This is a genomic window from Umezawaea sp. NPDC059074 (assembly GCF_042738955.1).
In the GTDB taxonomy this organism is placed as follows: domain Bacteria; phylum Actinomycetota; class Actinomycetes; order Mycobacteriales; family Pseudonocardiaceae; genus Umezawaea.
The window spans coordinates 1-6,986 of sequence record NZ_JBHYHC010000247.1 but is presented as its reverse complement, the minus strand read 5'-3'; the positions used below and the strand labels follow the sequence as shown (position 1 = coordinate 6,986).

Annotated in this window: 6 protein-coding genes; 2 read left to right on the top strand and 4 right to left on the bottom strand. The window is 70.2% G+C overall.

The annotated features are described in order from the left end of the window. Nucleotides 1-199: 199 nt before the first annotated feature. Together uvrB and ACFWW9_RS45350 are read right to left on the bottom strand one after the other, a co-directional pair. Entirely contained in the window at nt 200-2,368 is a 2,169-nt protein-coding gene (gene uvrB / locus ACFWW9_RS45355; RefSeq protein WP_390389737.1) for an excinuclease ABC subunit UvrB, read from the bottom strand. A 57-nt stretch (nt 2,369-2,425) separates the two neighbouring features. Then, the gene (locus tag ACFWW9_RS45350) at nt 2,426-3,718 is read right to left on the bottom strand and encodes a DUF5685 family protein (RefSeq protein WP_390389734.1); all 1,293 of its coding nucleotides are present in this window, start codon (nt 3,716-3,718) and stop codon (nt 2,426-2,428) included. A 74-nt stretch (nt 3,719-3,792) separates the two neighbouring features. Here ACFWW9_RS45350 and ACFWW9_RS45345 point away from each other — a divergent pair, with 74 nt between their 5' ends. After that, complete coding sequence (locus tag ACFWW9_RS45345; protein ID WP_390389732.1) at nt 3,793-4,329, top strand: DUF402 domain-containing protein; 537 nt, start codon at nt 3,793-3,795, stop codon at nt 4,327-4,329. 165 nt (nt 4,330-4,494) lie between these two features. Next, the gene (locus tag ACFWW9_RS45340; RefSeq protein ID WP_276023469.1) at nt 4,495-4,938 is read left to right on the top strand and encodes a hypothetical protein; all 444 of its coding nucleotides are present in this window, start codon (nt 4,495-4,497) and stop codon (nt 4,936-4,938) included. On the opposite strand, the gene coaE is transcribed toward ACFWW9_RS45340, so the two are convergent. Beyond that, the gene (coaE, locus tag ACFWW9_RS45335) at nt 4,914-6,089 is read right to left on the bottom strand and encodes a dephospho-CoA kinase (protein ID WP_390389731.1); all 1,176 of its coding nucleotides are present in this window, start codon (nt 6,087-6,089) and stop codon (nt 4,914-4,916) included. The genes ACFWW9_RS45340 and coaE overlap by 25 nt on opposite strands. A 12-nt stretch (nt 6,090-6,101) precedes the next feature. Further along, complete coding sequence (locus ACFWW9_RS45330) at nt 6,102-6,728, bottom strand: hypothetical protein (RefSeq protein ID WP_390389729.1); 627 nt, start codon at nt 6,726-6,728, stop codon at nt 6,102-6,104. Nucleotides 6,729-6,986 lie beyond the last annotated feature (258 nt).

Sequence of the window (6,986 nt, the reverse complement as noted above, 5' to 3'; positions counted from 1 at the left end):
AGGGGTCCCCAAGTCAAATCGGCCACCCCACGACGCAAATCGCCCGGTGACCACGCTGGAACCAGCAGCCACCAAGCAACCACGCTGGAACCAGCAGCCACCAAGCACCGGAAGCCCAAGCCCACACCGAAGGGTCAGCGCCCCACGAGACGAGGAAGCGTGTCGTGGGGCGCTGAGTCTGTCGGGCCTACTTCCAGGCCTACTTCACGCCCGCCGCGTCCATGCCTCGAAGTTCCTTCTTCAAGTCCTGGATCTCGTCCCGCAACCGCCCGGCCAGCTCGAACTGGAGGTCCCGAGCCGCCGCCATCATCTGGTCCGTCAACTGCTGCACCAGGTCCGCCAACTCCGACCGCGCCATCCCGGACCGGTCCTTGTCCGCCAACACCCCCGAGCTGCGCCCACCCCCGGCTTCACCCGTCGACCGCTTCCCACGGGAGGAGTTCCGCCCCGACCCACCGACCTCGATGGCGTCCTCGGCCTCGGCGTACACCTGCTCCAGGATGTCGGTGATCTTCTTCCGCAACGGCTGCGGGTCCAACCCCCGCTCGGTGTTGTACGCGATCTGCTTCGCCCGACGGCGGTTCGTCTCGTCGATCGCGTGCCGCATCGAGTCGGTGATCCGGTCCGCGTACATGTGCACCTGACCGGACACGTTGCGCGCCGCGCGGCCGATCGTCTGGATGAGGCTGGTGCCGGAGCGGAGGAAGCCCTCCTTGTCCGCGTCGAGGATCGCCACCAGCGACACCTCGGGCAGGTCGAGGCCCTCGCGCAGCAGGTTGATGCCGATCAGCACGTCGTAGTCGCCCAGCCGCAGCTGCCGGAGCAGTTCGATCCGCCGCAGGGTGTCGACCTCGGAGTGCAGGTACCGGACCCGGATGCCCAGTTCCAGCAGGTAGTCCGTCAGGTCCTCGGACATCTTCTTGGTCAGCGTGGTCACCAGGACCCGCTCGTCCCGCTCGGCGCGCGCCCGGATCTCGTGCACCAGGTCGTCGATCTGCCCCTCGGTGGGCTTCACGATCACCTCGGGGTCGATCAGCCCGGTCGGGCGGATGACCTGCTCGACGAACTCGCCGCCCGCCTGCCCGATCTCGTACGGCCCCGGCGTCGCCGACAGGTACACCGTCTGCCCGATGCGGTCGGCGAACTCCTCCCACGTCAGCGGCCGGTTGTCCAGCGCGCTCGGCAGGCGGAAGCCGTGCTCCACGAGGTTGCGCTTGCGGGACGCGTCGCCCTCGTACATGCCGCCGATCTGCGGCACCGTCACGTGCGACTCGTCCACGACCAGCAGGAAGTCGTCCGGGAAGTAGTCGATCAGCGTGGCGGGCGCCGACCCGGCGGGCCGGTCGTCGATGTGCCGCGAGTAGTTCTCGATGCCGTTGCAGAACCCGACCTGCCGCATCATCTCCAGGTCGTAGCTGGTGCGCATCCGCAGCCGCTGGGCCTCGAGGAGCTTGCCCTGGCGCTCCATCTTCGCCAGCGACTCCTCCAGCTCGCGCTCGATGTCGCCGATCGCCCGCTCCATCCGCTCCGCGCCCGCCACGTAGTGCGTGGCGGGGAAGATGCGCAGGTCCTCGACCTCGCGGACCACGTCGCCGGTCAACGGGTGCAGGTAGTACAGGCTCTCGATCTCGTCGCCGAAGAACTCGACCCGGATGGCCAACTCCTCGTACGCCGGGATGATCTCCACCGTGTCGCCGCGCACTCGGAACGTCCCGCGCGCGAACGCGATGTCGTTGCGGGTGTACTGGACGTCGACCAGCGCCCGCAGGAACAGGTCGCGGTCGACCTCCGCGCCGACGGCCAGCGAGATCGACCTGTCGAGGTACGACTGCGGCGTGCCCAGGCCGTAGATGCACGACACCGACGCGACCACGATCACGTCGCGCCTGGTCAGCAGGCTCATCGTGGCCGCGTGGCGCAGCCGCTCGACGTCGTCGTTCACCGAGGAGTCCTTCTCGATGTACGTGTCCGTCTGCGGGATGTACGCCTCTGGCTGGTAGTAGTCGTAGTAGCTGACGAAGTACTCGACCGCGTTGTCCGGGAAGAAGCCCTTCAACTCGTTCGCCAGCTGCGCGGCGAGGGTCTTGTTCGGCGCCATCACGAGCGTCGGGCGCTGCACCTTCTCGACCAGCCACGCCGTCGTGGCGGACTTGCCGGTGCCGGTGGCGCCGAGCAGCACGATGTCCTTCTCGCCGCGGCGGATGCGGCGTTCCAGATCGGCGATCGCCGCGGGTTGGTCGCCCGCGGGCTCGTAGTCCGCGACCATGCGGAACTGCCCGTCGGTGCGCGGGATGTCGCCGACGGGCCGGAACTGCGAGTGCGCCTTGGGGGTCTCGTCCTCAGCGGGGATCTCGGTAGGGAATGCCACAGGACGAAGGTACGCCCAGGGTCCGACAATTTCTGATCGACGCTGGTCAGGCCCCGTTCAGCAGTCACATCCGCAGCAGTCGCAGTCACAGCAGTCGCAATCGCAGTCGCAGTTGTCGCACCACGCGTCGCGCCACTTCCCGCTCCACGGGCCGGGGTGCGGGTCGCGGCAGCAGTACTGGCAGGTGCCGCACTGGTAGAGCACGGCGAGGCAGCCCGCCACGGCGTTGCGGCCCTGCGGCGGCCACACCAGCTTGGGCCAGAACCACAGCCCGCTGCCGGGGCCGGGCTCCTTGGGGTTCTTGCGGCTCTTCTTCCCCGGCGGCGGGGGCGGGCCGGGCGGCGTGCCGCCACCGGGAGCGCCGGGCGGCGGCATCGGCGGTGGGGCGTACTGGCCGTAGGTGTTCTCCTGGCCCGGCGGTGGCTGGTGGGGCACGGGCGGCGGGTACATGCCGGGCGCGGGCTGCCAGCCGGGCGGCTGGGGCGGCTGGTGGCTGTGCGGATCGCCGAACACGCGCGCGATCGACTGCTTCAGCTCGTGCACGAACAGCTGGTGCACGAGCCGGTCGTCGGTGAACGTCGCCTCGCGCAGCGCGAGCTTGATGCCGAGCGCCGCGTCGTCGCACAGCCGCCGCGCCTCGGCGAGGTCGGTGCCGGTCGCGGTCAGCGGGTTCCACGCGCCGGACGCGCGGTCCTCCTCCAGGTCCTCCACCGCGTCCAGCAGGTGCGCGAGCCGCCCGAACAGCCTGCCCACCTCGCGCAGCGGGACCACGTTGCCGGGGCGGCCCGCGAGCACGGCGGTCTGCGCGCACGCCTCGCCGGTCGCGGTCTCGGTCGGCTCGGTCACCACCAGCACCGAGCTGCCCAGCCCGGCGGTCGCCTCGACCTCCGCCTGCCTGCGCACGGCCGTGACCAGCACGGACGTGTCGAACCCGAGGTCGGCTCCGGTCTCGGCGGCCTGGTCGGCCCAGCGCGACGCGACCTTGCGGCCCACTCCCCTTGCGGCGCGGCGGGCGAACACGCCGTCGCCGTCCTCCACGTGGTCGCGCACCTTCGCCGAGGCCAGCACCAGCGACACGGTCGCGGCCAAGCGAGCGCCACCGCCCTGAGCGACGTTCGCGGTCTTCATCCCCCGCAGGGGGCACGGTCCCGCGGCGCGGCGACCCGTGCCGACGGGCGACTGGGCCTCGACCATCGCCGAGATCGCCAGGCCGTCGTAGTTGGTGACGACCCGCGCGAGCTGGCCGTGGTCGTCGCGCAGGGCGAGGCACAGGCCGCAGAGGTGGGCCAGCCACGCCTCCGCCAACTCCGGGCCGAGGCGGGTGCGACAAGGGCGGATGATGCCGAACATGCGCGGATCTTAGACACGGGAATCAACCGAATGTAGCAATATCGGTAGGCCGTTGGACTCGGCAAGATAACGGGATGCACACGCAGGAGGCAGCCCCGGCGCACGTCCACCCGCCCAAGATCGAGTACTTCGACCTGGACGCGAAGAGCAACACCGATCCCAAGGGGCACCTGCGGGGTGTCGAGGAGTACCGGACGTCGCCGAGCGGGCTGTACATGTTCCGCCCGGTGCCCGGCCACCCCCAGCTGTCGCACTTCGAGTCGTGGCTGCTGCCCGCGCACGGCCTGCGCGTCACCCGGCAGTCGTGGCACCCCGGCCACGAGCGCGACTACGACCTGTACGTGGACGTCGTCGAGATCACCTCCAGCGGCACGGTGTGGAAGACGATCGACCTCTACCTCGACCTGATCGTCCGGACCGGCCGCAGCGTGACCGTGCTGGACACCGACGAGCTGCTCGCCGCGCTGGCCGCGGGCCTGGTCCAGGCGCCGCGCGCGCAGTGGGCGCTGGAGACGACCTACCGGGCGGTCGCGGGCATCTCCGCGCACGGCTTCGACGCGGTGCGCTGGCTGGCCTCGCAGGGCGCGGTCACGACCTGGCGACGCCGGTAGTACTGACAGTGTTTTGATACCCCAATCCGTGATGTAACAAATCGACCCGGAGGGTTACCGAGCGCACACTTAGGGCTACCCTCGGGTCGCGTGGGAGCGGTCATCACACCTCAGCTGGTCGACACGGTCGACACCATAAGCGCTGTTCGCAGCTACTCCTCCGGGATGTCGCGACATCTCACGACCTGTGAGGTCGAGCGGTGGGGGCTGCGGATGGAATGCCCGACGCCGGAGGACCCGTTCTCCGATTCCGAGGTCACGTGGCTCATCCCGGACCTGGGTCTGCGCCTCACCCACCACCGCCCCCGGTCGCGCCACGCGCGGCGGGCGCCGAGCGTCCTCACGGCGGTCCGGGTGGAGCGCGACGGCCGGTCGTGGCGCACCACGGACCTCCTGCTGGGCCTCGCCGTCCCCGGTGGCACCACCGCGCGGATCGTGCGCTCCGAGGAGTTCGCCGCCGCCGTCGCGGGCCGCGTCCTCCGGTCGGGCGACGCCGACCTGGCGCTGCGGACCGTGCACCGGACGTTGGAGGAGATCAGCCTGCACCGCCACGACATGACGTCGTGGCTGATGCACCGCGGCCTCTACGAGGTCTGGCCCCCGCTGTAGCCCATGCGCTCCGACGCGGCCGCCATCCACGGCTCCTTGGCGTCCGCGTACTCGGCCCACGTCTCGTCCGCGGCGTGCTCCGCCGCCAGCTTCAGCTTCAACTCCTGGTAGTCCGCCACCTCGTCCGGGTTGGCCCGCAGCCAGTCCCGGAACCGCAGCGCCCACTCCCACGCCGGGCCGCCTTCCACCCGGACGTGCAGGTTGACCAGCCGGAACGGGTCCGCCGACGCGTGGAACCGCTTCCGCCACAGCTCTTGGTCCGCGCCTTCGGGCTTCGGCACGTCCACGGCGTCCTTGGTCGCCAACGGGAAGCCCGCGTCGCCCAGCCGGTCCGCCAGGTCGTCGGCGGCCTGGAGCGACGGGACGCCCAACTGGAGGTCGACGACGTCCTTCGCCGCGATGCCCGGCACGGCGGTGGAGCCGATGTGCTCGACCCGCAGGCCCCCGGCGGCGAGGCTGATCCGCTTCTTGAGCCGTTCGGCCTGCTGGGGCCAGGTGTCGTCGTACGGGACGACCTTGGCGCGGCCGGAGACGCGGCGGCGGAGGCGGACGTTCGCCTCGTACGGCACCAGCCGGTCGGCCCACAGCTCGTCCACGGCGGCCAGCACCAGGTCAGGGGTGCCGGAGTTGTCCAGCCACACGTCCGCGACCGCGCGCCGCTGGTCGTCATCGGCTTGGGAGGCGATGCGGTTGCGGGCGTCCTGCTCGGCCATGCCACGGGCCTCGACGAGCCTGCGGACCCGTTCGTCCGGGTCGGCGTGGACGATCAGGACCAAGTGGTAGGCGGGGGCCAGGCCGTTCTCCACGAGCAGCGGGACGTCGTGGACGACGATGGCGTCCGGGGCCGCGTTCTGGATCAGTTCGGCCGTTCGGGCGGCGACCTTGGGGTGGACGATGCCGTTCAAGGTCTTGCGCGAGGTCTCGTCGGTGAAGACCTTGGCGGCGAGGGCCGCCCGGTTGAGGGCACCGTGCTCGTCCAGGACGTCCTCGCCGAAGGCCTCGACGATCTGGGCGAGCCCCTCGGTGCCGGGTTCGACGACCTCGCGGGCGAGCTTGTCGGAGTCGATCAGCACCGCCCCGTGTTCGGCCAGGCGTTTGGCGACGGTTGACTTGCCCGACCCGATTCCCCCGGAGAGGCCCACGCGCAACATGGGGCCAGTCTTTCAGGAGATCTGCTGGGTCATCGACTGGACGGCGAAACCGGCGAGGACGGCGGGGAGCTTGTCGTCCGGGAGGAGGCCCGCCTTGGCCCGGACCACGAAGGTGGACTTGCCGAGGGAGCCGATGAGGAGGCGTTCGGGGGTCGTCGTGACGAGGGTGCCCTTCTGCTTGGCGACGTCGACCTCGGCGACGGTGGCGCCGCCCTGGCGTTCGGCCTCGACGCTCTCGGTGACGCGTTGGCGGGCGGACAGCTCGTCGGCGTAGGTGGAGACGCCGATGACCAGGGTCGCGTCGGCCAAGGGGCGGTTGGCGGGGATGCCGTAGTAGCAGTCGATCTTGCCGGTGCGGGCGATGGACGGTTCCGGGATGCCGATGATCTCGGTGGGTTTCGGGAGTTCCTGTGCGAGGGCCTGGGCGATCTGTTCGGTTGGGACGATCAACTCGCACGCCTCGGGGAGCGGGCGGTCGGCCATGACAGGGGTGCGGGTCACCGAAGTGGGGACCACGATCGTGGGGATGCGCGGAGGCGGGGCCGCGGCGCGCTTCGGTGTCGCGCACGCGGGCAAAGCCAAGGCGCACAAGGCGATCAGCGAGACGAGCGACAGCTTCTGGAACCGGGCGTCGACCATAGGAGACCGAACCTAGTAGGCCGGACGGCCGAATCCAAGCGGCCCGCCGGGGTTGGGTGGGGGTGTTTTTGGGAGGTTGTCTTTAGGAGGTGAACCGGACTCATAACCCGTCAGATCATCCCTCTTGTCGGAGCCTCTTCACGCCTGGGTCGGAGTGCCTGCCGCGGCGCTTGCCGAGGGGGTCTCGCCCCGATGCGCAATTATTTCTATGCCCGCAAAGGTTTGTCAAGGCGGGAAAGATGCCTTGACAAACCTTTG

Bases quoted from the DNA above. Each gene is read 5' to 3' on its own strand.
- ACFWW9_RS45350 (WP_390389734.1), bottom strand. From the start codon at position 3,718: ATGTTCGGCATCATCCGCCCTTGTCGCACCCGCCTCGGCCCGGAGTTG.
- ACFWW9_RS45345 (WP_390389732.1), top strand. From the start codon at position 3,793: ATGCACACGCAGGAGGCAGCCCCGGCGCACGTCCACCCGCCCAAGATC.
- ACFWW9_RS45340 (WP_276023469.1), top strand. From the start codon at position 4,495: ATGTCGCGACATCTCACGACCTGTGAGGTCGAGCGGTGGGGGCTGCGG.
- coaE (WP_390389731.1), bottom strand. From the start codon at position 6,089: ATGTTGCGCGTGGGCCTCTCCGGGGGAATCGGGTCGGGCAAGTCAACC.
- ACFWW9_RS45330 (WP_390389729.1), bottom strand. From the start codon at position 6,728: ATGGTCGACGCCCGGTTCCAGAAGCTGTCGCTCGTCTCGCTGATCGCC.